This is a genomic window from Cupriavidus sp. F041 (assembly GCF_057814235.1).
On sequence record NZ_JBVASY010000001.1, the window covers coordinates 2,708,796 to 2,730,906 of the forward strand.

Genomic DNA, 22,111 nt, shown 5'->3' on the forward strand with positions numbered 1-22,111 from the left:
GATGGACTCGTTTCATAACAAGGTCGCAGTGATCACCGGGGGCGCATCGGGATTCGGTAAGGAGTTTGCTCGCACTGGTGCTGCGCTCGGCATCAAACTGATGCTGGCCGATATCGATCGGGGCGCGCTCGACGCAGAGGTGGCCGAGCTGAAGACTGTCGGCGCCACGGCGTCGATGGCCGGCCTTGTCACAGCGCCGGTGCTCGGGCCGTACTGCGTGACCAAGCACGCCGTAGTCGCCCTGAGCGAATCGCTCCATTTTGATCTTGGTCTGATGACGGAGCAGGTGCATTGCTCCGTCCTGTGTCCCTCGTTCGTAGCGACCGGCATCAACCGCTCCGACCGCAATCATTCGGCAGATGGCGCAAGCCAGGTGGCGCCAAGCCGCGCAACTGGCGGCGCAGTCCAGGCTGAGTCAGGGCATCGCCGCCGGCACGATCAGCGCAGACGACGTGGCGCGCATCACCTTCGACGGCATTCGCGACCAGCGCTTCTATGTCTTTCCACATCCGGGGGCGACCGAGGGTGTGCGGCGCCGCTTCGACGCGATCCTCAACGCTCGAAACCCGGCCGATCCATTCGGCGAACACCCGGAGAATCGCGCCGCGCTGGTCGCAGCCGTGAGCCGCGGGTGATGCCGGCGCTTAAATTGCCGATTCCGGGACTGAACAATATTCAACCCAAACGAGGAACTCAAATCCCATGACCTCTACAAATCTGCCGACGGTTGTGATTGTCCCTGGGCTTCGCGATCACATGCCGGATCACTGGCAAACGCTGCTGGCGGAGCGTTTGCAGCAGCAGGGAAGGGCGGTGCACATCGTGCCCCAGATTGATCAGGACAAGCTGCTGCGCAACGCCAGGGTGGCCAACCTTGACCGTGTCGTGAGCGGAATTGATGGCCCGATTATCCTGGTTGCCCATAGCGTGGGGTGTCTGATCACGGTTCATTGGGCACAGCGAACGAAGCGCGAGGTCCAGAGTGCGCTGCTTGCCGCGCCCCCCGATTTCGACACGCCGCTGCCCGCCGGTTACTCCGATCCACAGACGCTGGCGAACAATGGTTGGACGCCAGTGCCGCGCGGGCGCCTGCCATTTCCAAGCATCGTGGTCGGCAGCCGCAGCGACCCGATCGGTAAATTCGAGCGAATCCAGGAACTTGCGGAGGCGTGGGGCAGCCGCTTCATCGATGCCGGCGAAGTTGGTCATCTCTCTCCGGCCGATGGATATGGCACATGGCCGCTGGCAGAGGAACTGGTTCAGGAGCAGCAGAGGGTTTCAGCCATCAGGTGAAGCCCGCGCTCTGATGAACGTGCTGGTCTGCGAGATGTGAGTTTCGCGGAAGCTGGCTTGCAAGGTCTGATCAGCGGTGCTGGTGACTGACCTGGCCCGGTACGTTCAAGGTGACTCCACCCCGAATGCCGACCTTCTGGCTGAACGGCACTTTCCACGGCATTCCGGGTTTCAGAGGTTCTGCATGCAACGCCTGTGGAACCCTTTTTTTGCCAATGCAGGGCTTCAGCATCAAATGGCCAGGTTCAGGATGAGGCGAGGGCAAGGCGAATCAGCGGTGGCTTGCTCACACCACATCGGTTCGGAACACTACATACAGGTCCCGGATCGTCGGCGATCCACTGCCCACCGACCGCGTCTTAGGAGACCGCGCCAAAATGGGGGCAAAGGATCGGCCAGACACGTTGAGTTGCAGCACAAATTCCGTTGATGCACGCGGCGTTTCGGGCAGCCCGGTGTCGTGCGCCAGGCTCGCGCGCGGCCACACCGCCAGCTTCGGCCCGGCCTGCAGGTCGAGGAAGTCCACCGCCCCATGCTCGAACTCCTTGGCCAGGGTGCTGGGTGTCCGCAGTCCCCGTGAGCTTCGCGAGGGCATTGAGTCGCTCCAGGTCGTAGATTACCTCTTCCGGTTGGAACATCTGGCACCACGGTACTCACTGACCTACGACGGGCGGGAAATCGGGCAACTGTCGGCGTGAAGGTACCTATCACGCTAGCCACTCGATTCCACGTGTGCTACTGCAGATCATGAAACGCGCGCTCATCGCGGCCTGATGACCGATTGCAGCGAGGAGCCGACGTCCGACCGACGGCATGAGCGAATGTCGCTTCATGGCCGACAGCGGCCGCCGGAGTTCGGATGCTTTATGGGTAGTCAGACTTCTGCGAGTAATTCTTACAACCAGTCTCACAAACAGTCTTCTTCAAGCGGAGGGCTACACTAACCAAGTGCAAGGTAACCCGTTTGGGGAGGGCGCATGCAAAATCTAATCGAGCTGTATGGCGCCTTGACCGGCAACTGCATCCGAGCCGCGATTGCGCTTGAGGAGGCGGACGTCCCGTATGCGGTCAAACGTATCGAGCTGGCAGCGGGCGAGCAGCAGAGCGGCCAACATCGGTCCCTGAATGCTTTCGGCAAGGTCCCCGTGCTTGTCGAGCATCGAGGCGACGGCAACTTCGTGTTGACGCAGTCGAATGCGATCATGTTTTTTGCCGCGGAGCGTTCCGGAACCAGGCTCCTGCCCGCAGATCCAGTCGCACGTGCCAGGGTCTACGAGCGGTTCTTCTATTTCCTGACTGACGTCATCGCGGTAAGCCATGGTGCATTTCGGCTCGAGCAAATCGGCGCGAGCGCTCAGGCGGCGCACGTCAATGGACTGGCAATAGCGGCTCTCGTCGGGTCCGAACGATTCCTAGAGTCGGCACTTTACATGGCTGGCGACGAGTTCTCTCTGGCCGACATTTCGGCATTCACCATCGCCAGTGCTTGTCGCGGCGATCTTCCTTGGGCAAATCATCCTGCGCTCGCGCGTTGGTTTGAAACCGTCTCGAAGCGGCCTGCCGTCGTCAAGGGGCTCAAGGCATTTGCCTAGCACCGGGGGCCGTCTGGCTTAAGTGGTTTAGCCAGCACTTTTGATGGGTGATTTTACTTCCTTGACTTCAAAATAGATGGTGACTACAATCTATTTAAGATGGTTAGCGACCACACACAACAGGGGCAGGGTGATGAGGAAAACGAAGGTCGAGACGGCGGAAACCCGTCGACGCATTGTCGAAGTCGCCGCACGGGAATTCCGGCTGAACGGCATCCAGGCGACGGGGCTCAACGATGTGATGTCTCCGTTGGGCCTTACGCAGGGCGGCTTCTATCGGCATTTCGCTTCAAAGGACCAATTGGTTGCGGAAGCGTGTTCGCAGGCGATAACTGAAGTGATCGAGGGGCTGGAAGCGGCCGCCCGCAATAGTCAGGCGCCCAACGGTTTTGCCGCCATGGTCGAAGCCTATGTGTCTCAGACCCACCGCGATACACAGACAGGCGGATGCCCTCTGGCGGCAATGGGAAGCGAGCTCGCCAGGGCCGATGAACAAACGCGCACGGCAGCCGCGCAAGGTTTCAATGATCTGGTCGACGTACTGGCAAAGCGTATGGCGGACAAGCCATCGCAGGAAGCCAGGTCCTCTGCCGTGTTCGCGTTAGCGGCCATGATTGGGGCCGTCACGATGTCAAGAGTCGTTGAAGATTCCGACGCTTCAACGGCGATTCTGGAGGATGTGAAGCAGCACCTCGGGGCGATGTAAACCTGTCGGACACATTCACAGATTGGAGCAATTCATGGAACAGCGTAAATACCTCATCACTGGCGCCACGGGTAAGACCGGCGTCCACACCATCCGATTCCTGCTGAGGGCAGGGCACGCGGTTCGCGCCTTCGTACACCAGGAAGATGAGCGGAGCGCAGCCCTCCGCGAAGAGGGGGCAGAGATTCTCGTCGGCGACCTCCTCGAGCACGACGACGTGATTCGCGCCATGGACGGTGTGGACGGGGCTTACCTGTGCTATCCGGTTCGTCCTGGCTACATCCAGGCCACTTCGTATTTCGCTGATGCCGCACGGCGTGCCGGCGTTGAGGTCGTGGTCGAGATGTCGCAAATCTCGGCACGAGAAGATTCCAAGAGCCATGCCGCGCGCGATCACTGGATTGCCGAGCGCGTTCTCGACTGGTCCGACGTTCCGACCGTCCATATTCGCCCGACGTACTTCTCCGAGTGGCTGACATTTCCGTGGGTGCTCGATCCCCTGGTGCAGGAAGGCAAGATCACGCTGCCCTACGGGGAAGGGCGTCATGCGCCGATTGCAGCCGAGGACCAGGCGCGTCTGATCGCCAGCATTCTCGCGGAACCCGCAGGCCATATTGGCAAGACTTACTCTCTCTTCGGCCCCGTCGAGTTGAATCAGCAGGAGATCGCGGAAGAGATCAGCAAGGTGCTGGGACGCGAGATCACCTATGTGCCCTCGACCCTTGAGCAATATCGCGAACATCTGGAGAAGTACAACCTGCCGGAGTTCGTGATCCAGCATTTCCTTGAAACCGCCGTCGACTATCAGAACGGAATCTTCTCCGGTACTGACGCCGTTATCGAAGAAATCACGGGCAGGGCGCCGCAGACTGTGGCCGAGTTTGTACAAGCCAATCGTCAAGTGTTCCAGGCGTAATTTCGCCAGGAACCTGCCGCCCACACAGTCCGATGATTGTGTGAGCGGGCTGGGGGCGTAGCACATTTTTTTAAAAGATTTCCTCGACGCGCCGAACGGCCGTCGTCAGGTGAATCGGGAAAGTGGAAGCCAGCAGCGATCAGCGTCGTGATCGCTTCGGGGCGATTTGTTCGATGCCCAGCTATCCGGGACCGTGACGGGGACTGTCCGAGCGGAGCCGTCCTCCGAATGCCATGCCGAGAAGGGGAAGGGCGACGGCGGCGGCAGCGAACAGCCATCGCTCTCCCAGGGTGACGGCGGCGGCGCAGCTCATGCCGATTGCCTGTCCAAGGAACAGGCTCGCGGCAAACAGCCCCACCGCCGTACCGCGCGATGGCGCGAACACCTCGGTCGCCTGGGTTTGCAAGGTGTTATGAAGCATGTAGAAGCCGAGTCCGCCGAGGAAGCATCCGATCACGCTCCATTCCCACCGCGGTCCGACCGCCACGATCGCAAAGGCGACGCCCAGCAGCATGCCTCCCAGGACGGCCAGCGCGTCGGATCCCAGCCGCCTGATCAGCACGCCGGACAGCGCCACATACGCCAGGCCACCGATGCCATACATCGCCATCACCGCGCCGGCCGCGCCCAGGCTGAGCCCAAAGCGGTCGTGCAGGTAGGTCGGCACGAAGGCAAATCCCGTCAGGGTGAACAGGCCTTCGACCGCCGTCACCGCGAACACCAGCCTGGCGCGCGGCTGATCCAGCACGCTGCGGAACTGCTCCCAGAATGAACGCCTCGCCATCACGCGCGGGGCCATGCCCGATCCCTGCATCCGCACGGCGAGCGCCGCGAGTCCGGACCCTATCGCTAGCACCCAGAAGACAACGCGCCAGTGCAGCAAGTCGGCAATCAGCCCGGACATCCACTGGCCACCGATCATCCCGCCGATGGTCGCGAGCAAGAAGCGGGCAAGCACCTGCTGCCGCTCCCTGACCGGAACCGTATCGCCGATCATCGCCATGCTCATGGGAATGACACCCGCCGCGGCGGCGCCCGAGAGTCCGCGGGTCAGCGCCAGGGCGGTCATGGTCGGAGCCACGGCGGCCATGACGTTCGCCACGGCGCAGCCAATCAGCGCCAGGGTGACGATGCGGAGCTTCCCGAAGCGATCGCCGAGCGGTCCATATACGAGCTGCATCAGGCCATAGGCCAACGCGAACGCGGAGATGGACCGCGCCGCCATGGCGACGGGTACATCGAAGTCCGACGTGAGCGCCGGAAGCAAGGCGTCACAGGCCCGCATGGCCGCCATGCTCATGGCCGCCGCAATGGCGAGAGGTACGAACCGCCTCACTCCGCCACCCTTGCCATCGGATACGCGTGCCGGGGCTTCGCAATCATGAAAACCGACCCTGCCGCGAGCAGCGCCGGCATTGCGAGCAGGCCGAAGACATCGCCAAAGCCCCAGCCAAGACCGAGAAGCCCCGCGCCAATGAAGGAGCCCGCCATGCCGCCGATCCGGCCGATGCCCTGCATCCACGCCACGCCCGTCGTGCGCGCCTCGGTCGGATAGAGGCTTGCGGCATAGGTGGACATCGAAGTTGCCGCGCTCGTGACAAGGGAGCCGCAAAGGAAAAGCGAGATGCCAAGGTACTCCGGATGGTCGACGCCACGTCCCACCACGATGACGAGCACAGCGGCGAGCAGGTACGCCATGACGATGGTACGGTTGGCATTGAAGCGGTCCATGAGCCAGCCCGCAACAAGGTTTCCCAGCAAGCCGCCAAGGGGAAACAGGGAGGCCAGCAATGCGCCACGCTCCACGCCGAATCCGGCTTCACGGAACAGCGTCGGCATCCAGTTGGTCATCAGATAGTAGATCACCAGCCCCATGAAGCACGACAGCCAGAGCAGGAAGGTGCGCCGCCGGTATCCGGCCGACAGGACGAGCGCCAGTGCCGGGGCCTTGCCAGCGTTGCTCGCCAAAGCCATCGGGGCGACAAACACGCAGTGCTCCAGCGATTGGCGAGGCGCGATCCGCTTCAGGATGCGTACGATTCGCTCAGGCGCCCCGGAACGTACCGCCAGGAACTGGGCCGACTCCGGAAGCAGCACAAGAAGCAGCACCGCGAGCACCAGCGGCGCGATGCCGCCAGCCGTCAGCACGCTACGCCAGCCGAAATGGGGAATCAGCCAGGCCGATGCCGCACCGCCCGCCACCAGGCCACAGGAAAAGCCGCAGTACATGGCATTCACCGCAAGCGAACGCAGACGCGACGGCGCATATTCCGACATCATCGTGATGGTCGTCGGCATGGCCGCGCCGAGTCCGAGCCCGGTCAGGAAGCGCAGGGCGGTCAATGCGCCGAGGGTCTGTGCATGGGCGGCCACGAGCGTCCAGCCTCCGAAACACGTGACAGCCGCCACCAGTACAGTTTTCCGGCCGACGCGATCCGCCACGGGTCCCGCGAAGATCGCGCCCAAGCTCAGTCCAGCCAGTGCAGCGCTCATGACAACACCGAGTTCGCCGCGGGCGATGCCCCACTCGTGCGCCAGCGACGGTGCGATAAAGCCGATGGCTGCCGTGTCGTAGCCGTCGGCCGCCACAATGAGGAAGCAGAAGGCGAGGACCAGCCACTGGCAGGGGGAAAAGCGCTCGGCGTCGATGAAGGACTGCACGTCGATCGTATGGGGGGCCTGTTTCATCAGATTTGCTCCAAGAAACCACGCCATTCATGGCGGGGAGTGAAAGGAGCGCCGCCGGCAGGCGGCATTCCCACGTTAGAATGTGCGGCATGATTCTTGTCTACCGCTACCGGGTGAAGTCGCTCAACGGCCTGCTCAACAAGCAGAGCCGAGCGGTGAACTACGTCTGGAATTTCTGCAATGACACGCAGAAGCACGCGCTCAAATGGGGTAAGAAGTGGCCGAGCGGGTTCGATCTGAACGTGCTGACCACCGGCGGCAGCAAGGAGCTCGGCATCCATTCCGGCACGGTCAACGCGACGTGCGAGCAGTACGCGAAATCGCGCAGCCAGCATCACCGTCCTTACCTGCGATACCGTGGCAGGAAGTGTCTCGGATGGGTGCCCCTGAAGGGCCGCGATCTGAAACGAGAGGGCGAGGCGTTTCGCTTTGCCGGAAGTACCTTTCGCGTGTTCAACAGCCGCCTGTTGCCCGAAGGCAAGATCAAGGACGGCACAAGCTTTGCGCAGGATTCGCGCGGGAACTGGTTTCTCAACATCGTGATGGAGGTGGCTGATGTGCCGGCACGCCCGATTCAAGCTGGCGTCGGCATCGACCTTGGTTTGAAGGACTTCGCCACGCTCTCGACCGGCGAGAAGCTTCCCAATGACCGGTTCGGCCGGCATGCCGCCGAAAGACTGGCCAAGGCGCAGCGTGCGCGAAAGCACCAGCGGCATATCGCCAAGCTGCATGCCAAGGTGGCGAATGCCCGCGCCGACTTCCAGCACAAGCTCGCGCTCGATCTCGTCCGGCGCTTCGATTACATCGCAGTCGGCAACGTGTCGGCTTCGAAACTCGCCAAAACCAGGATGGCGAAGAGTGTCTACGACGCATCCTGGTCGTCCTTCCGGGACAAGCTCCGCTACAAAGCGATTGCGCACGGGGCCACGTTTGAGGAAGTGAACGAAAGCGGTTCTACCCAGTCCTGTTCGGCGTGCGGTTCGAAAGACAGCACGACGCGGCCAAAAGGTATCGCAGGACTGCGAATAAGAGAGTGGAGCTGTAGTCGCTGTGGTGTCGTGCATGACCGTGATACCAATGCTGCGCTGAACATTCTCCGATGCGGACGTGCATCGCAGAGGTGTGGGAATCCCCTGCCCTTAGGCAGGGGAGGACGTCAACGTTTGTCTCCTGGATGGGCGGGCAAGCGCGCTGTCCGCGCTTGCCTCGTTTGCGAGGGTCAGGCGGCGAGGTATCCACCGTCCACGGGCAGGGTCACGCCGGTCACGTAGGTGGACATCGACGAGGCGAGGAACAGCACTGCTCCCACGAGTTCTTCGGGCTGCCCAACCCGGTTCATCGGGATGCGGGACATGAAGCGTTCGAGCTTCGCCGGGTCCGTGCGCGTGGAGATGGTCATGGGCGTTTCGATGACGCCCGGTGCAATGGCATTGACGCGCACCCCGTCGCGTGCAAGATCCGCTGCCAGCGACTGGGTCAGCATCTTCACCGCGCCCTTCGAGGGCGAATAGCCAAGCGCATTCGGCTGGCCGGAGAATGACGCGATGGACGCGACATTGACGATGGCGCCCCGGGTCTGGCGCAGGGCCGGTAACCAGGCGTGGCAGACATTGAATGTCCCTTCGTGGTTGACCTTCATCACCCGCTGCAGATTGGCGAGGGCGTTGTCGCTGTCGACGCCTTCGCGGATCAGAATGCCGGCGTTGTTCACCAGCACGTCGACGGAGCCGACGCTGGCGGTGATCTCTTCGGCGACGGCGCGGCATTGCGCCGCATTGGTCACGTCCAGCGCACGGGCGCGTGCCGCGTGTCCACGGGCATCGATCATCGCCGCTGTCTCGTGGGCATTGGCCTCGTTCATGTCGGTGACGACGACCGTCGCGCCGGCTTCGGCGAGGCCAATGGCGATGGCCCGGCCGTTGCCCTGGCCCGCGCCGGTAATGAAAGCGACCTTCCCGGTCAGGAGTTGGGGAATCATCATGATTGCGATCGAAGGAAATTTGGGATGAACGCCGCCACGCGGCCGCCGCAATGCGGCCGCGTGGGTGACAAAAATCGGGTAGGGCAATCAGTGCATGGCCAGAAGCTCGCGCGCGGTAGCCGCAATCGGCTTCGCCGGCGTGGCATGGACGTGATCGGCGATGTGGTTGCCAGCGACATAGCCGAAGGTCAAGCCTGGGCCGAGCGTGATGCCCGCGCCGCTGTACTCGCCGCCCATGATGCTTGCCGCATCGTTGCCGGCGGCGTAGAGGCCGGGAATCGGCTCGCCATCGCGGGAGATGACCTGGGCATGCTCGTTCGTGCGGACTCCCATGAAGGAGCCAAGATCGCCCGGCACGAGCTTGAGGGCATAGAACGGGCCGGTAGCCAGCGACGCGACGCATGGGTTGGGCGTATGCAGCGCGTCGCCCTGGTATCGGTTGTACGCCTTGCTGCCGCGCCCGAACTCGGGGTCGCGGCCGTACTGCGCCGTTTCGTTGTACTGGCGAACGGTCGTGGCGAGCGTCGCCGGATCGACGCCGATCTGCTTCGCGAGGTCCTCGATCGTCTTGCCGCGCTTGAGATAGCCATTGCGCAGATGCGGCCCCAGCGGCATCGGGAACGGCTTCACGAAGCCGAGGCCGTAGTGCCGGATCGCCGCATGGTCGGCGATCAGCCAGCATGCCGTCTCCGGCTTGCCCTTCGAGGCGGCGATCATCGCCTGCACGAGATCGTGGTACGAGTTTGCCTCGTTGGCGAAGCGCTTGCCGTCCAGGCTGACGGCAATCACGCCTGGCTTCGCCCGGTCAATGAAGTGAGGCATGATGCCGGTCGTGCCGTCCTTGCGTGGCACCAGCGACATGGGTGTCCACGCAGCGGCATTCGACAGGGTCTTGTCGAACACACCGCCCACTTCTTCGGCCATGCGCACGCCGTCGCCCACATTGGTCTGTGGCGTCGGCGAGAAGTGGCCGTGGCCGGCCTTCACGTGCGGGTAGGTCTCCTTGCGCCGCTCAAGGTTATGCGGGAACCCGCCGCTGGCCAAGACGACACCATGACGCGCCATCACATTGACGCGCTGCCCGCTGCGCTCCACCACCGCCCCCGTGACCCGGTCGCCGTCCTGTAGCAACCGCACGGCCGGTGAAGACAGCCAGACTGGAATCGACAAGTCAGCCGCGGACTTCGCCAGCCTCGCGGCCAGCGCGTTGCCGTTGGTTAGCGTCATCCCACGTCCGTACTTCATCACCTCGAGGAAGTGTTTGGTAAGGCGTTTGGTGACATACCACGCGGACTCCAGCGATCGCGTCACCCGCATGAAGTGGACGATCTCCTTGCCGGAGCCGATCGTCACGCCGAAGACCGTCAGTTCGGGCAGCACGGGGCCCAGGGTCTTCAGCAACGGGCCAAGTTCGCGCGCGTCATACGGGCGCGTCACCATCGAGCGGCCGCCCTGTGCGGCGCCGGGCGCCTCGGCGTGGTAGTCGGGGAACGTGAGGGGCATGTCGAACTGGACGGCGGTCTTCGACATGAAGAACTCGATCGCCTTCGGGCCATTCGCCAGAAAGGCACGCACACGCGCCTCGTCGAACCCGGCGCCAGCCTGGTTCCGGATATAGATCAGGGCCTGGTCCGGCAGTTCGTGGTGACCGTAGGCCTTGGCCAGGTGGGTATTCGGAACCCATAGCCAGCCGCCCGAGCGGGCGGTCGTGCCGCCGTAGTAGCTCGCCTTCTCGGCCACAATTACCTTCAGTCCCCGGCTGGCGGCGGTAATGGCCGCCGCCATGCCGGCGACGCCTGATCCGATGATCAGGACGTCACATTTTTCGTCTTGCAGTGTGGACATCGACTTCTCCATTTCAAGTGCGGGCGGTATGGCCGAGGAAAGCGGCGCCGCCATGTTTGCTAGATTAATACTAGCGCGATTGAAATTATCTACATGTTAACCCTACGCTTTAGCGTTAGATAATATCTAGTGCTATACTGCGCGCACTATCCATCTCATGGCAGGGACATACCGTGGACCAGACCGAGTCGGCACCCGAGCGGGAGCGCCGCGGCATCCAGTCGATCGAAGTCGGGGGAGAAATCCTGAAGGTGCTGGCCTCCGAGGCCCGGCCAATGGCGCTACGCGACCTCGTGAAGGCGGCGAACATGCCGTCCGGCAAGATCCATCCGTATCTGGTGAGTTTCGGGAAGATCGGGCTCGTGGCCCAGGACCCGGTCACGGGTCACTACCTGCTCGGCCCGATGGCAATCCAGCTCGGACTGACCAGCTTGCAGACGCTCAACCCGATCCGCGAGGCCACGCCGTTCGCCGAAGCGCTGTCGGAAGAAACGTCGCACGCGGTCGCGCTCGCTGTTTGGGGAAATCTTGGGCCTGTCATCGTGCGGCTGATCGATGCGTCCTATCCGATCCACACGAACATCCGCACCGGCACTGTCATGTCGCTGGCCAATACCGCGACCGGCAGGGTTTTCTCGGCGTTCCTGCCACGTCAGTTCACCGAGAAGCTGTTGCTGGACGATCGCATACGGCTCGGCTCGGATATCGCGCATCCGCTGGATGCTGTCGTGGTCGAGGAAATGATCAGGGAAACGCGGGCGCGCCACATGTCCCGTAGCATCAACCATCCCACGCCAGGGATCGTTGCCTTTTCCGCGCCGGTGTTCGACTACTCGGGAAACATTGCGCTGACGATCACCATCATGGGACCGACCGGCACGGTTGATACCGATTGGGACGGGCCGGTGGCCAAAGCACTGGATACTTGTGCGCAGGCCGTTTCGAAGCGCCTCGGCTACCGGGGCAAGTAGCAGTGCTTGCAAGGCGCAGCGCCCAGGCTGTTTAGTTAACCGGCGTTTAGCTTCTTGCGGCTGGATGGCCGGCTCCGGGAGCGGCCATTTCCTGCGCACTGCCAAACCATTTGGCTCAAGGCTTATCCGATCCGGCGCTTGCAAGCGCTACTGGACGAGCGGCAGAAAGGGCCGAAAAATCACCCTTCGAGCCGCGACGGCGCGAAGGGCGGTTCCCGATCTTGAGCGGTCGGTGAAGCGGTCGGTGATCCTCAGCAATTGGAACGCTGCCGATGTCGGGGCGGGGACATCCAGGACTCGCTTGCCCTTGATCCAGCGCAAAGCAGCCACGGCCCTTCTTTACTATTCCCTATCCAAGTGCCCACCTTTCGGGGAGCCGGCCATGTACCCGATTGTCGAAACCCATCTTGGCAAGCTGCGAGGCCTCAGGTGTGATGGCGTGTCCGCGTTCAAGGGCATCCCATATGCTGCCCCACCATTCGGCATTAACAGACTGCGACGGCCGCAATCCCCAGCACCCTGGCGTGGCGTGCGCGATGCGCTCTCGTTTGGGCCCAAGTCGCCACAGGTTGCGTACCCGCCCGGCATCGCGGAAGCACTCGGAGAACTCGTTGGCGAAGGCGAGGACTGCCTAACGCTCAATATCTGGACGCCTGAACCCGGAGCACCCGGGCGCCCGGTGTTGGTCTGGATTCCTGGTGGGATGTTCGAGTTCCATGCAACCGGGGCAACCCCTATCTATGACGGCCGCCGCTTCGCGCGCGACGGGGTGGTGTGCGTCACTATCAACTACAGGGTGGGCGCGGAGGGCTTCCTGTATCTGGGCGACGGTCTCGCCAATCTCGGGCTCCTTGACCAGATCGCCGCGCTCGAGTGGGTGCAGCAGAACATTGATGCATTTGGCGGGGATCCAGGTCAGGTCACTATCTTCGGGCAGTCGGCCGGCGGGATGAGCGTCGCAACCCTCCTTACCATGCCACGCGCGCAAGGGCTATTTCGGCGGGCAATCGTGGAAAGCGGAAACACACCGCATGTCACTTCGGCCGCCACGGCGGAACGCATTGGCCACAGGCTGGCGACCCTCCTGAAGGTCGACGCCACCAGAAAGGCGATTGCCTCAACCACGCCCGAGCAGGTTCTCCAGGCCCAGGCGCAATTGCGCGAGGAACTGATTGCCGATCTGGACCCGGCTTTCTGGGGAGAGGTCGCGCTTAGCGGCCTCCCGTGGGCGCCCACGGTCGATGGAGCAATTCTTCCGGCCCCCCCGATCGACGCCATTCGCGCGGGAGCGGCCGCGAACACGGCACTGTTGGTCGGCTCGAATACCGAGGAGACCCGGCTTTTCCTGGTCTCCAGCGGAGCCATAGATCGCATTACCGAGGCATCACTCCTGGCGCTGGTGGCGGCCTACGGCCTGTCGGCCGAAGGCTTGAGCGGCTACCGCGCAGCGCATCCTACGGCCACCGCCGGTGACCTGTTCTCGGAGATCCAGACGGACTGGTACTGGCGCATCCCTGCCGTTCGACTCGCGGACGCCCACGCGGCGAATGCCCGGGTTTCGACGTACATGTATGAGTTCGCCTGGCGCTCGCCACAGTTGGGAGGTCGGCTGGGCGCGGCGCATGGGGTGGAGATACCATTCATCTTCGATACTCTGGGCCCCGGAACGGAGGCGCTCGTCGGCCCAACACCGCCACAGTCGCTCGCCGACGCGATGCACCGGGCCTGGGTTGCGTTCGCCGTCAATGGCGATTGCGGCTGGCCCACCTACGATCCGGTCCACAGGTCAACGATGCGCTTCGACAAGCCGTCTGCCGTCGTAGACGACCCGTTGGCCGTGAGGCTTGCCCTCTGGCACGGCGTGCATTAGCGCGTTGTACCGCCGGTCTCCCCAACAGCTTCGCCCCCAGCATGTCCAAGCGCATCGTGATCATCCAGGGACATCCAGACCCGTCGGGCCATCACCTGCTGCATGTGCTGGCAGACGCCTACGCTCAGGGCGCGACCACGGCGGGACACGACGTACGGCGCATCGAGGTGGCGAAGCTCGACTTCCCGCTGCTTCGCACGCAGGCTGAGTTCGAGACTGGCATACTGCCTCCTGCTTTGGAGCAGCCAAGGGAGGACATGCGCTGGGCGGAGCATTGGGTCTTTCTGTTTCCGCTATGGCACGGAACCATGCCGGCGCTGTTCAAGGGTTTCCTCGAACACATCTTTCGGCCCGGCTTTGCCATGGATTACAAGAAGAAAGGGTTCCCCAGACGATTGCTCGCCGGCCGCTCGGCACGCATCGTCGTGACCATGGGAATGCCAGCGCTGCTGTATCGCTGGTACTTTGGCGCATACGGAGTCCGCGGATTCGAGCGCAGTATGCTGAGTTTCGCCGGGATCAAGCCGATCCGCGAGAACCTCTATGGGCTTACCTTTGCCAACGAGAGGAGACGTGCCCGTTGGATGGAGAACATGCGTGCATATGGCGCGCGCGGGAACTGACCGGAGCTTGGCAGACACATGCGTTGGATGTCCGCTTCCTGGACGGTTGCCGTCGTTGTGGTGGCTCCCTGTCACCGGCCGTTCATCGGCCAAAACGGTCATTGCCTTGTGGTGAGTCGCTACTGCCGCTGGGATCGCACTAGCTCATTTCGATGGGCCGCAAGGGCCGACAGGATCTGCTCCGGATTATTGGGCAGGCGCCGCTGCAGCACGATCCGATCCTCCGCATCACTGACCACCATCACACTGTTGTTCGAGTGCAGGTCTATTCCGCAGTACTTCATGTCGGCCTCCGTCAGGTCAAAGTGCACGTCACACCTTGACTCTAACCTCAGCGCCTCCCGTGGCGAGGCCAGGCCGGCTATATGATTATCAAAGCCGTCGGCTCGTATCGATGCATTTTGTGTTCTGATCCGAAGCCGCGCGTCAAATGATCCCAGCAGCCTTCAGTGTTTCCAGTTGTGCGGCCGTGATACCCAACTCGCCGTAGATTGCTTGGTTGTGTTCACCGGTAGCGGGGCCGCTGCGAGGCGGCCGCGGGTCATAGCCGGAGAATCGTGGCACCACACAGGGCGCCGGTATCGTTCCCAGGTCGCTATCCTCTAGGCGGACGATCGCCTCACGCGCACGCAGATGCGGGTCATTCACCACATCGGCTATGCTGAAGACCTTACTAAACGGCACTTCCCGGACTCGGAGCGCCGTTACCACTTCTTCATAAGATCTCGAGGCAAACCACGCGGCAATCATTCCGTCCAGCGGCTCAATATTTCGGATCCGGTCGGGATTGCTCTTGTACGCGCCCGAATCCGCCAATTCCGGACTCCCCATTGCCTCAACGAGACGTCGGAACGTGGCGTCCGATGATGCGACCAGCGACACCCACAGGTTGTCGGCGGTCCTGTACATGTTCGAGGGAGCGGTGTAGGTGGCGCGGTTGCCCGCGCGCTGGCGCACTTGTCCCAGTTGCTCGTATTCCACCGCCAGCGGCTCCAGGACGCGCAGCAGCGCCTCCGTGGCCGAGAGATCGATCTCCCGGCCCGGCGCGTCCGGCGCCCTGCGCTTGTCCGCGATAGCCGTCGCAATGGAGAACGCGCCAAACAGTCCGGCCACCATGTCGCCGACCGGGTAGTTCATGTGCATCGGGCTGCCGCTCTGTTCGCCGCACAGGTTGGTAAAGCCGCTCATCGCCTCGAAGATCCGTGCGAATCCCGGCTGGGATGCGTAGGGGCCGGTCTGCCCGAAGCCGGTCAGACGCATCACCGTCAGGCGCGGGTTGGTTGCGTGCAAGGTGCTGATATCCAGGCCCCATCGATCCAGCGTCCCGGTGCGGAAATTCTCGACCAGTACGTCGAATTGCGGCAGCAGGCGCAGAAAAAGCTCCCGGCCTTGTGGGGTTCTGACGTCAAGGGAGATGCCTCTCTTTCCGCGGTTGGTCACCTTCCAATAGAGAGAAAGATCGTCCTTGACCGGGGCCAGCCCGCGAAGGGGGTCGCTGCCGTCCGGCAGTTCCAGCTTGACCACCTCGGCGCCCATGTCGCCGCAAAGCGTGGCGGCGAAAGGGCCCGCCACGACCGTGGCCATGTCAAGGATGCGCACGCCGCTCAGCGGGCCGGTCTGCGAGGTTTGCCGCGAGGGGGTGGAGTCAGTGTGGTTCATGTCGGGTCGCTTTGGAGTCAGGCAGGACCAGCGTGGACCAATAAGAATGAGCACGCAAGGACCGTTCCGCACAGCGAAACCGTTTTGCCTCATCATTGACTTAGCTACCCTCGGATACCACGATGAAACCCATCAAGAGCACACCTGCCATGGAACAGACTCCGATTTCCGGCCTCGCTTGCGCAGAGGAACTCTCCCACGACCGACAGTTCGCGACCAACCTGGCGCGAGGGGTGGAGGTACTCCGGGCATTCACGCCGGTCCGGCCGATTCTGGGCAACCAGGACATTGTGGTCAGCACCGGGCTTCCGAAGGCCACCGTCTCGCGATTGACCTACACCCTGTGTCTGCTGGGCTTCGTCAGCCGGGTCCCTGGAACGCAGAAGTACCGCTTGGGCGCTGGAGTCCTGGCGCTGGCGTATCCGATGCTCGCGGGGCTTTCCATCCGCCAGGTCGCCAGGCCGTATATGGAGGCCATTGCCCGCGAAACGGGCTGCACTGTAAACCTTGGCATGCGAGACCGGCTTACCGTCGTGTATGTGGACAGTTGCCGGCTCGACCCCGCGAATGTGTATCAGCCCGACATCGGAAGTACCCGTCCAGTCCTGTCGAGTTCGATCGGGCGCGCCCTGCTGCTGGGATGCGGCGCGGAGGAACGTAACGCGGTTCTGAACCGCCTGCGCGTGGACGATCCGGAGCGGTTCAAGCTGGAGAAGCCGATGTGGACGCGGGACCAGCAGAATTTTAACGCGCGCGGCTTTTGCGTCAGCCGTGGCGAGTGGCGGCCGGAGATCCATGCGATCGCCGCGCCGATCCGGCAGAGCGCGCAACAGGAGCCGTTTGCAATGAACTGCACGGTCGCTGCGTTGCGGGATAAAGACGGCTTCCTGGAGCGAGAGGTCGCCCCGAAACTGCTGGAGGCAGTGCGGCAAATCGAGTTTGGCTTGATGCGATAGCGCGTCGCCCCACAGGCGGCACATAAAAGCCGCTGAAGAAACCATCCAAACGGAGACAGCAATGAATATGACGAATCATCCTGCACGCCTGACGATTGGGCTGCTGACTTGCGCAATGCTGGCAGGCATATGGCCGGTTGCCTCCAGGGCAGCGGAAGATGTTGCGCGCTATCCGGATCGGCCTATCAAGATCATCGTGCCTTTCTCGGCCGGCGGCGTGGTCGATTCGGTGGCGCGGATCGTCGCGGAGAAAATGGCGAAATCCATGGGCCAGCCCATCATTGTCGAGAACAAAGCGGGAGCGGGAGGCGCGATCGGCACGGACACAGCGGCCAAGGCGGCGCCGGACGGATACACGTTGCTCGCCGTCAGTCCAAGCCACGCGGTGGGGCCGTTGCTGAACGCCAGCATTACGTGGAATGCCGAACGCGATTTTCGGGCGATCGGTGGGTTCGGCATGATTCCCAACGTCATCGCCGTGCCGGCGTCTTCCAAGCTGCTGACGCTGAAGAGCCTGCTCGACGATGCTCGGGCGCACCCCGATACCCTGACGTACGCCAGCGCTGGCATTGGTACTTCCAATCACTTGGCAGCAGCACTGTTGGCGCAGAGCGCCGGCGTTCAAATCACCCATGTCCCCTATAAGGGGCAGCCCGAAGCGTTGAACGACTTGTTGGGCGGACGCGTCTCCATGATGGCGCTTACGGTAGCGATCGCCCAGTCGCACGTCAAGGCCGGCAAGCTGCGCGCCCTTGCCGTGACATCGGCCAAGCGCTATCCGGGACTGCCCGATGTGCCCACGGTGGCCGAGGCCGCGGGCTTGCCCGGCTATGAGGCTGGCGCATGGTTTGGGCTGGTCGCACCGCGTAAGACGCCGGATGCCATCGTACGGAAGCTGGCCGATGCTGTGGCGCAGGCCGTGGCATCTCCCGATGCCGCTGGCCACCTCTCGGAGCTTGGCATGGACGTGTACCCACAGACCGCGTCCGCGTTCGACAAATACGTCGACGGCGAGTCGCGTAAATGGGCCAAGGTGCTCAAAGCGTCCGGCATCACCGCTCAATAAGCCCTGACAGCGCGCGGCTACGCTTTGCGTCGTGCTTCCCTTATTTCATTTGGCCAGAGGCCCACATCCCATGATCACAGACCAGTCCGGCCTGCACGCCTTGTTGGCGAGTATTCGTCGCTTCGTGCTTGAAACCTGTATTCCACTGGAAGCCGAGATCGACCAGAGCGACATGATCCCCGAGGCCGTGGTGCAGGAAATGCGCGCGCTGGGCCTGTTTGGCCACAGCATTCCCCAGGCGTATGGCGGCGCCGGTCTCACTGCCGAGGAACTGACGCTGGTCAATATCGAGGTTTCCCAGGCAGCGACCGTGTTTCGCGCCCGCTTTGGCGGCAATACCGGCATCGCATCCGAGTCCCTCGTGACCGATGGCACCGAGGCGCAGAAAGCGCGGTACTTGCCCCGGCTGGCGTCGGGTGAGCTGACAGGCTGCTTTGCATTGACGGAAACGGAGTCCGGATCCGACGCGACCTCGTTACGCACGGAGGCGATTCGGGATGGGGACCACTATGTCCTCAACGGAGCGAAGTGCTTCATCACCAATGCGCCGCTGGCCGACCTGTTCACGGTGTTTGCCCGAACGGATCCCGACAAGCCAGGTGCGCACGGCATCAGCGCTTTCCTGATCGAGCGCGGTACGCCGGGGTTGAGTACCGGGCCGGCCGAGCGAAAGATGGGCCAGCACGGCTCGCCGGTGGGCGACGTCTACCTCAAGGACTGCCGGGTTCCGGCCTTGGCCATCGTCGGGGAAATGCCTGGCCGGGGCTTCAAGACGGCGATGAAGGCGCTCAACAAGCAGCGCATCAACCTTGCCGGCCTGTGCATCGGTCCAGCGATCCGGCTCGTCGACGAGATGGTTCGCTATGCCAGCACCCGCCAGCAATTCGGCCGTCCGATCGCCGACTATCAGTTGGTGCAGCAGATGATTGCCGACAGCAACACCGAAGTGCATGCGGCGCGCGCCCTGGTCCTGGAGACAGCGCGCAAGCGCGACAATGGCGGCGATGTGACCATGGAAGCGTCGATGTGCAAGATGTTCGCTTCCGAAATGGCGGGGCGTGTGGCCGATCGGGCGGTACAGGTCTTTGGCGGGAGCGGCTATATGGCGCGAACCGTGGCCGAGCGCTTTTATCGGGATGTGCGTGTGTTCCGCCTGTACGAGGGCACCACGCAGATCCACCAGCTCAATATCGCGCGGCGCACCATGGAGGCGCGCGCCAGCGCGCTCGATATCGCGGAGTCCAGGGAATGAGCGCCGCCAACCGGCCGCTCGCCGGCATGCGCGTGGTGGAGTTCGCGACCGTCGGGGCGGTGCCGTTTGCCGCGCTGCTACTAGCACAGCACGGCGCCGAGGTGCTTCGGATCGAGCCGCCAACCCCGCGTGACCTCGGGGTTCCGGTCTCGGCGGAAGGGGACATTGCGACTTGGGACCGCAATACCGTGCAGTTGGATCTGAAAGCTGAAGCAGGAAAGCGCGCGGCAATGGATCTAATTGCATCGGCAGACGTCCTCATCGAGGGTTTCCGTCCAGGGGTGATGGAGCGTCTGGGCCTCGGGCCGGATGCGTGCCACCGATGCAATCGGCGCTTGATCTACGGTCGTCTCACTGGCTGGGGCCAAACGGGGCCATGGGCCAATGTGGCTGGGCATGACATCAACTACATTGCCATGACTGGCGCCCTGGCAGCGATTGGCGAGATTGGAGGCCGTCCAATACCGCCTCTTAACGTGCTGGGCGACCTGGCCGGCGGTGCACTATACCTTGTGGTCGGGATTCTCGCAGCAGGCTGGGACGAGTCTCGCAAACTGCAGGGCTGTGTCATCGACGCCGCGATGGTGGACGGTAGCCTCCATACGCTGAGCGCCGTCTTCGGCAGGCTGGCACATGGCGCATGGCGGTCTGAACGAGGTAGCAACGTCATTGACGGCGGCGTGCCGTGGTATCGAACGTACGAGACGTCGGACGGCAAGTTCATGGCCGTCGGTGCCATCGAACAACGCTTCTATGATGCATTTGTCGCAAGGCTGGGTTTCGCGGAGACAGAACTGCCGCCGCGCAACGAACGTCAGCATTGGCCTGAACTGGAGCGTCGCATCTCCGCGAGGTTCAAGATGGCGCCGCGCGAACATTGGGAGCGGCTGTTCGAGCGCACCGACACCTGCGTGACGCCGGTCCTCGATCTGACTGAAGCACTTTCTCACCCGGTCCATCAGGCACGCCGCGATGGTCAACTCGCGGAAACGACCGGGGCACGCCCTAATGTTGCACCACGGTTTGACTGGTGCTGATCGCTCCCCAGGGCGGCCCGTAGGCTGGCGGCCACTCGCCTGTGCACCAAGGCTCCGTTTGCAGCTCACGCGACAACCGCGCCTCTGCAATTGAAAGTTGCGTGATCAGCGCCGCGATGCGAGCCGTCCGATGGGCTGAATGTCCGTTTTGGCCGACGAATCGCCATTCACCAGCCAAGGGCGAACGGCCGTTCTCGACCCATCTGAGACGTTCGTCCCAGCTAGCCTGAATGGCTGTAACGGCTGATATGGAGCCGATCTTCCCCCGCGTCCCGGGTGACCGTTGATTGACGCTTATCGGACATTCGCTTCAAACGCTCATTCTCAGCTTGCTCCGGCTTCATTAGCCCCGGGCCAGGGAAGGCATGCGGCGGGTCGGCCGGCGCCTCCCGCACCCATTTGCGCAGCACGTTCTCACCCACATCAAGCTAGCGCGCCGCCGGCATCGAACCGGCGCAACCGTTTGGCCCCTGGCGTCCTGTATGCTTTCTCCTGCAATGCACTTACGGGAGGCGACAGAAAGCCGTGACGCTACAGCAACTCGAAACGTTCTACTGGATTGTTCAGCTCGACGGTTTTGCGGCAGCAGCCGAGCGACTTTGCGCTACGCAGTCCACCGTCTCCATGCGATTGCGCGAGCTTGAGCGTAGCCTCGGGGTTGAGCTTTTTGACAGGACACAACGCAAGGCAAGGCTGACGCCTCATGGACGCGAGGTGCTCGACTATGCCGCACGCATCCTGAACCTTTCAGCGGAACTCTCGCATCGCGTTGCGGCGCCAAGCGCGGTGAGTGGCACCGTCCGCATGGGGGCAGCTGAAGTCGTATCGACTACGTGGCTCCCCGCACTGATCAAGGCCATAGCCAGGCAGTATCCGCAAGTGAGGCTGGAAATCGACGAAGCACTCACCAACGACCTGATGGATGCCCTCACGCAGGGCGAGTTGGATCTGGTGCTGGCTCCCGGGCACACACGCATGCAGGACGTCTCCACAATCCCACTCGGCAAAGTCGAATTCGCCTGGATGGCGAGCCCGGGCCTGAAGATGGCACACAAGACCTACGCGCCGTCGGAGCTTGCGCAGTACCCGGTGATCGGTTTGAAGCCCCAGTCTTTCCATAGCGCCGCCATCAACGCCTGGTTTCAGCGCGATCACGCCCATTGCCGCTATCTGGCGCGCTGCAAGAGCATGGGCGTCGCGGCTTCGCTCGCGATGGCCGAAATGGGAATTACCTATTTGCCGATTCCCAACTACCGCCGGCAACTCGATGATGGGCAACTCGAGATTATCGACGTCCGAGATCCTCTTGAGCCCGTCGAGTTTGTCGCCGCTGTTTCTCCGGAGCACACTTACTCCCTCCCGAGCGCGATCGCCGAACTCGCCAGACATATCAGCGATTTTCAGAAGTAAGGGTTTCCACCGTCGGCTAGGTAGAAACCCCTGGGCAAGGCACAAACGCGCTTGATAAGGCACGTCACAACCGGCTTTCTCGCATCATTCACCTCTTCTTACCATAAGAACGTAAGTTTCTCGTCCTCCAAAAACATCAATTTTATTGATGTGATAGCGCCAGAAAATATCGTTTGAATTAAACAGTCGAAATTCTATGCTTGAGCAAACCACGACGACCTGACCGCCGCGATTTGCTCAAGCGAC

General features: G+C 62.6%; 20 protein-coding genes and 2 pseudogenes. 14 read left to right on the forward strand and 8 right to left on the reverse strand.

What is annotated here, in order from left to right:
* The first annotated feature begins 1 nt into the window (after window position 1).
* Together ACZY0R_RS12340 and ACZY0R_RS12345 are read left to right on the forward strand one after the other, a co-directional pair.
* Window positions 2-635, forward strand: a pseudogene (locus ACZY0R_RS12340) (SDR family NAD(P)-dependent oxidoreductase).
* 67 nt (window positions 636-702) lie between these two features.
* Window positions 703-1,293: an RBBP9/YdeN family alpha/beta hydrolase gene (locus tag ACZY0R_RS12345; protein ID WP_488858644.1), complete on the forward strand. Its 591-nt coding sequence runs from the start codon at window positions 703-705 to the stop codon at window positions 1,291-1,293.
* 286 nt (window positions 1,294-1,579) lie between these two features.
* Here the strand turns inward: ACZY0R_RS12345 and ACZY0R_RS12350 are convergent, their stop codons facing one another.
* Complete coding sequence (locus tag ACZY0R_RS12350; protein WP_488858645.1) at window positions 1,580-1,819, reverse strand: hypothetical protein; 240 nt, start codon at window positions 1,817-1,819, stop codon at window positions 1,580-1,582.
* A 451-nt stretch (window positions 1,820-2,270) separates the two neighbouring features.
* On the opposite strand from ACZY0R_RS12350, the gene ACZY0R_RS12355 reads away from it, so the two are divergent.
* The 3 genes from ACZY0R_RS12355 (at window position 2,271) to ACZY0R_RS12365 (ending at window position 4,507) form a co-directional block, all read left to right on the forward strand.
* Window positions 2,271-2,885, forward strand: coding sequence for a glutathione S-transferase family protein (locus ACZY0R_RS12355; RefSeq protein ID WP_488858647.1), 615 nt, complete (start codon window positions 2,271-2,273; stop codon window positions 2,883-2,885).
* Window positions 2,886-3,018: 133 nt separating this feature from the next.
* On the forward strand, window positions 3,019-3,591 hold the full coding sequence (locus ACZY0R_RS12360) for a TetR/AcrR family transcriptional regulator (protein WP_488858648.1): 573 nt from the start codon (window positions 3,019-3,021) through the stop codon (window positions 3,589-3,591).
* A 34-nt stretch (window positions 3,592-3,625) separates the two neighbouring features.
* Window positions 3,626-4,507 carry an NmrA family NAD(P)-binding protein gene (locus ACZY0R_RS12365; RefSeq protein ID WP_488858650.1) on the forward strand — a complete coding sequence of 294 codons (882 nt, stop codon included), beginning with the start codon at window positions 3,626-3,628 and terminating at the stop codon, window positions 4,505-4,507.
* 181 nt (window positions 4,508-4,688) lie between these two features.
* On the opposite strand, the gene ACZY0R_RS12370 is transcribed toward ACZY0R_RS12365, so the two are convergent.
* Entirely contained in the window at window positions 4,689-5,843 is a 1,155-nt protein-coding gene (locus ACZY0R_RS12370) for an MFS transporter (protein ID WP_488858652.1), read from the reverse strand.
* Window positions 5,840-7,195 carry an MFS transporter gene (locus ACZY0R_RS12375; protein WP_488858653.1) on the reverse strand — a complete coding sequence of 452 codons (1,356 nt, stop codon included), beginning with the start codon at window positions 7,193-7,195 and terminating at the stop codon, window positions 5,840-5,842. Before ACZY0R_RS12375 ends, ACZY0R_RS12370 begins: the two co-directional genes overlap by 4 nt.
* A gap of 89 nt (window positions 7,196-7,284) precedes the next feature.
* Between ACZY0R_RS12375 and ACZY0R_RS12380 the strand changes: the two genes are divergently transcribed.
* Window positions 7,285-8,466, forward strand: coding sequence for an RNA-guided endonuclease InsQ/TnpB family protein (locus tag ACZY0R_RS12380; RefSeq protein WP_488858654.1), 1,182 nt, complete (start codon window positions 7,285-7,287; stop codon window positions 8,464-8,466).
* On the opposite strand, the gene ACZY0R_RS12385 is transcribed toward ACZY0R_RS12380, so the two are convergent.
* Entirely contained in the window at window positions 8,415-9,173 is a 759-nt protein-coding gene (locus ACZY0R_RS12385) for an SDR family NAD(P)-dependent oxidoreductase (protein ID WP_488859665.1), read from the reverse strand. The two genes, ACZY0R_RS12380 and ACZY0R_RS12385, sit on opposite strands and share 52 nt — an antisense overlap.
* A gap of 90 nt (window positions 9,174-9,263) precedes the next feature.
* Window positions 9,264-11,021, reverse strand: a complete 1,758-nt coding sequence (locus tag ACZY0R_RS12390; protein ID WP_488859666.1) for an FAD-dependent oxidoreductase — start codon at window positions 11,019-11,021, stop codon at window positions 9,264-9,266.
* Window positions 11,022-11,194: 173 nt separating this feature from the next.
* On the opposite strand from ACZY0R_RS12390, the gene ACZY0R_RS12395 reads away from it, so the two are divergent.
* The 3 genes from ACZY0R_RS12395 (at window position 11,195) to ACZY0R_RS12405 (ending at window position 14,485) form a co-directional block, all read left to right on the forward strand.
* A complete protein-coding gene (locus tag ACZY0R_RS12395) occupies window positions 11,195-11,992 on the forward strand; it encodes an IclR family transcriptional regulator (RefSeq protein ID WP_488858656.1) in 798 nt (265 codons plus the stop codon).
* Between the two features lie 382 nt (window positions 11,993-12,374).
* On the forward strand, window positions 12,375-13,862 hold the full coding sequence (locus ACZY0R_RS12400) for a carboxylesterase/lipase family protein (protein ID WP_488858657.1): 1,488 nt from the start codon (window positions 12,375-12,377) through the stop codon (window positions 13,860-13,862).
* A gap of 41 nt (window positions 13,863-13,903) precedes the next feature.
* Window positions 13,904-14,485 (forward strand): NAD(P)H-dependent oxidoreductase, encoded by a 582-nt coding sequence (locus ACZY0R_RS12405; RefSeq protein WP_488858658.1) that lies wholly within the window; start codon window positions 13,904-13,906, stop codon window positions 14,483-14,485.
* Window positions 14,486-14,604: 119 nt separating this feature from the next.
* On the opposite strand, the gene ACZY0R_RS12410 is transcribed toward ACZY0R_RS12405, so the two are convergent.
* Window positions 14,605-14,796 carry a hypothetical protein gene (locus ACZY0R_RS12410; protein ID WP_488858660.1) on the reverse strand — a complete coding sequence of 64 codons (192 nt, stop codon included), beginning with the start codon at window positions 14,794-14,796 and terminating at the stop codon, window positions 14,605-14,607.
* Window positions 14,797-14,911: 115 nt separating this feature from the next.
* The gene (locus tag ACZY0R_RS12415) at window positions 14,912-16,144 is read right to left on the reverse strand and encodes a CaiB/BaiF CoA transferase family protein (RefSeq protein WP_488858661.1); all 1,233 of its coding nucleotides are present in this window, start codon (window positions 16,142-16,144) and stop codon (window positions 14,912-14,914) included.
* A 122-nt stretch (window positions 16,145-16,266) separates the two neighbouring features.
* On the opposite strand from ACZY0R_RS12415, the gene ACZY0R_RS12420 reads away from it, so the two are divergent.
* The 4 genes from ACZY0R_RS12420 (at window position 16,267) to ACZY0R_RS12435 (ending at window position 20,455) form a co-directional block, all read left to right on the forward strand.
* Window positions 16,267-17,100, forward strand: coding sequence for an IclR family transcriptional regulator (locus ACZY0R_RS12420; RefSeq protein WP_488858662.1), 834 nt, complete (start codon window positions 16,267-16,269; stop codon window positions 17,098-17,100).
* Between the two features lie 61 nt (window positions 17,101-17,161).
* The gene (locus ACZY0R_RS12425) at window positions 17,162-18,166 is read left to right on the forward strand and encodes a tripartite tricarboxylate transporter substrate binding protein (protein WP_488858664.1); all 1,005 of its coding nucleotides are present in this window, start codon (window positions 17,162-17,164) and stop codon (window positions 18,164-18,166) included.
* 70 nt (window positions 18,167-18,236) lie between these two features.
* On the forward strand, window positions 18,237-19,418 hold the full coding sequence (locus tag ACZY0R_RS12430; protein WP_488858665.1) for an acyl-CoA dehydrogenase family protein: 1,182 nt from the start codon (window positions 18,237-18,239) through the stop codon (window positions 19,416-19,418).
* Window positions 19,415-20,455 carry a CaiB/BaiF CoA transferase family protein gene (locus tag ACZY0R_RS12435; RefSeq protein ID WP_488858666.1) on the forward strand — a complete coding sequence of 347 codons (1,041 nt, stop codon included), beginning with the start codon at window positions 19,415-19,417 and terminating at the stop codon, window positions 20,453-20,455. The genes ACZY0R_RS12430 and ACZY0R_RS12435 overlap by 4 nt, the downstream gene beginning before the upstream one ends.
* A 305-nt stretch (window positions 20,456-20,760) precedes the next feature.
* On the opposite strand, the pseudogene ACZY0R_RS12440 reads toward ACZY0R_RS12435, so the two are convergent.
* Window positions 20,761-20,883 (reverse strand): annotated as a pseudogene (locus tag ACZY0R_RS12440) (transposase); the annotation flags it as partial.
* Window positions 20,884-20,980: 97 nt separating this feature from the next.
* On the opposite strand from ACZY0R_RS12440, the gene ACZY0R_RS12445 reads away from it, so the two are divergent.
* Window positions 20,981-21,865 (forward strand): LysR family transcriptional regulator, encoded by an 885-nt coding sequence (locus tag ACZY0R_RS12445; RefSeq protein ID WP_488858667.1) that lies wholly within the window; start codon window positions 20,981-20,983, stop codon window positions 21,863-21,865.
* Window positions 21,866-22,111 lie beyond the last annotated feature (246 nt).

What these genes read in the sequence shown, in the direction of transcription:
- ACZY0R_RS12345 (WP_488858644.1), top strand. Translation starts at nt 703, where the DNA reads ATGACCTCTACAAATCTGCCGACGGTTGTGATTGTCCCTGGGCTTCGC.
- ACZY0R_RS12355 (WP_488858647.1), top strand. Translation starts at nt 2,271, where the DNA reads ATGCAAAATCTAATCGAGCTGTATGGCGCCTTGACCGGCAACTGCATC.
- ACZY0R_RS12360 (WP_488858648.1), top strand. Translation starts at nt 3,019, where the DNA reads ATGAGGAAAACGAAGGTCGAGACGGCGGAAACCCGTCGACGCATTGTC.
- ACZY0R_RS12365 (WP_488858650.1), top strand. Translation starts at nt 3,626, where the DNA reads ATGGAACAGCGTAAATACCTCATCACTGGCGCCACGGGTAAGACCGGC.
- ACZY0R_RS12375 (WP_488858653.1), bottom strand. Translation starts at nt 7,195, where the DNA reads ATGAAACAGGCCCCCCATACGATCGACGTGCAGTCCTTCATCGACGCC.
- ACZY0R_RS12380 (WP_488858654.1), top strand. Translation starts at nt 7,285, where the DNA reads ATGATTCTTGTCTACCGCTACCGGGTGAAGTCGCTCAACGGCCTGCTC.
- ACZY0R_RS12385 (WP_488859665.1), bottom strand. Translation starts at nt 9,173, where the DNA reads ATGATTCCCCAACTCCTGACCGGGAAGGTCGCTTTCATTACCGGCGCG.
- ACZY0R_RS12390 (WP_488859666.1), bottom strand. Translation starts at nt 11,021, where the DNA reads ATGTCCACACTGCAAGACGAAAAATGTGACGTCCTGATCATCGGATCA.
- ACZY0R_RS12400 (WP_488858657.1), top strand. Translation starts at nt 12,375, where the DNA reads ATGTACCCGATTGTCGAAACCCATCTTGGCAAGCTGCGAGGCCTCAGG.
- ACZY0R_RS12405 (WP_488858658.1), top strand. Translation starts at nt 13,904, where the DNA reads ATGTCCAAGCGCATCGTGATCATCCAGGGACATCCAGACCCGTCGGGC.
- ACZY0R_RS12415 (WP_488858661.1), bottom strand. Translation starts at nt 16,144, where the DNA reads ATGAACCACACTGACTCCACCCCCTCGCGGCAAACCTCGCAGACCGGC.
- ACZY0R_RS12420 (WP_488858662.1), top strand. Translation starts at nt 16,267, where the DNA reads ATGAAACCCATCAAGAGCACACCTGCCATGGAACAGACTCCGATTTCC.
- ACZY0R_RS12425 (WP_488858664.1), top strand. Translation starts at nt 17,162, where the DNA reads ATGAATATGACGAATCATCCTGCACGCCTGACGATTGGGCTGCTGACT.
- ACZY0R_RS12430 (WP_488858665.1), top strand. Translation starts at nt 18,237, where the DNA reads ATGATCACAGACCAGTCCGGCCTGCACGCCTTGTTGGCGAGTATTCGT.
- ACZY0R_RS12435 (WP_488858666.1), top strand. Translation starts at nt 19,415, where the DNA reads ATGAGCGCCGCCAACCGGCCGCTCGCCGGCATGCGCGTGGTGGAGTTC.